The organism is Kineosphaera limosa NBRC 100340, from assembly GCF_000298215.1.
Taxonomy (GTDB): Bacteria; Actinomycetota; Actinomycetes; order Actinomycetales; family Dermatophilaceae; genus Kineosphaera; species Kineosphaera limosa.
The window spans coordinates 1-1705 of sequence record NZ_BAHD01000152.1; the positions used below are offsets into that span (position 1 = coordinate 1).

Genomic DNA, 1705 nt, shown 5'->3' on the forward strand with positions numbered 1-1705 from the left:
GCCCGCGGCACCGGCGCCACCCGCCGGTTGGGTCATGGCGCCCGGCGGGGGCGGCGCGCCAGCCTCGGCGCGGGTCTGACGTCGGTGCCGACCGCGCCCGCCCTCGACCCCGCTGACGCGGTGATGACCGACCCGGTCGTCCCCGAAGACCGTCGCTTCTGCCCCTCGTGCGGCGCTCCGGTCGGCCGCGGGAGCGGTGATGCGCCCGGGCGCACCGAGGGCTACTGCTCGCAGTGCCGTAACCCCTATTCGTTCACCCCCAAGCTGTCGCCCGGTGACCTCGTCGGCGGCCAGTACGAGGTCGTCGGCTGCCTGGCGCACGGGGGGCTGGGGTGGATCTACTTGGCCCGCGACAAGAACGTCTCCGACCGGTGGGTGGTGCTCAAAGGTCTGCTCAACGCCGGCGACGCCGACGCGCTGGCCGCCGCCGTCGCCGAGCAGCGATTTCTCGCGCAGGTCGAGCATCCGCTCATCGTCGAGGTGTACAACGTTGTCACCCAAGAGGGGGCCGCGTACACCGTCATGGAGTACGTCGGCGGGCACAGCCTCAAGGAGCTGCTCAAGGATCGGATGGCCGCCAACGCCGGACGATACGACCCGCTGCCGGTGCCGTACGCGCTGGCCTTCGTGTTGGAGATCCTGCCGGCCTTCGCCTACCTGCATGACCTGGGCCTGCTGTACTGCGACTTCAAGCCCGACAACCTGTTGCAGGTCGGCGAGTCGGTCAAGCTCATCGACCTCGGCGGGGTGCGCCGCATCGACGACCTGGATTCGCCGATCTACGGCACGGTCGGGTATCAGGCCCCGGAGATCGCGGAGCTCGGCCCGTCGGTGGCCAGCGACATCTTCACCATCGGGCGCACGCTGGCGGTGCTGACCAACGAGTTCCGCGGCTATCAGAGCCGGTACGCGACGACGTTGCCGCCGACCTCCAACATGCCGGCCTTCGCGCGGCACGACGCCTTCTACCGGTTGGTCGCCAAGTGCTGCGCTCCCGACCCGGCCGACCGCTTTCAGACGATCGAGGAGTTACGCGGTCAGCTCTACGGGGTGTTGCGTCAGGTCGTCGCCGACCAGCGCGGCAGCGGGGCCGCCGGCCAGACGATCCCCTCGACGCTCTTCGAGGCTCCGGTGGCCACCGGTGACTCCCTCGGCTGGTGGGAGCTGCCCGCGCTGCGCGTCGACGAGCACGACCCCATGATCGGCTGGCTGCAGACCATCCAGGAGTCGGACCCCCAACGCCGGGACCGCGAGCTGGCCCAAGCCCCCGACCAGAGCGCCGAGGTGCTGCTCGAGCGCGCCCGCACCGCTCTGTACGCCGGCAACCACGAGCAGGTCGCCCAGCACACCGACGCGGTCTTGGCCGCCGACCCGTGGGACTGGCGGGCCGTGTGGCTCATGGGGCTCGACGCGCTGTCACGCGATGACCACACCGCCGCGGCGGCCGCTTTCGGCACGGTTTACGAGCAGATCCCCGGCGAGTTGGCGCCGCGCTTGGCCCTCGCGCTGACCCGCGAGCTATCCGGTGAGTCCGAAGCCGCCGAACGCGACTACCTGGTGTGCCTGCGCACCGACGGCGCCTATGCCTCCGTCGCGTCGTTCGGGCTGGCGCGACTGCGGTCGGCCCGGCGCGACATCCGCGGGGCGATCACGGCCCTCGACCTGGTGCCGCCGGCCAGCGCCGCGTTCGGGCGGGCCCGCTGGC

The 1705-nt window shown here is 71.6% G+C and carries 1 protein-coding gene; it reads left to right on the forward strand.

What is annotated here, in order from left to right; translation table 11 throughout:
• Positions 1–1705: serine/threonine-protein kinase (locus tag KILIM_RS21795; protein ID WP_006594934.1), on the forward strand; the 1705-nt coding region annotated here is incomplete at both ends.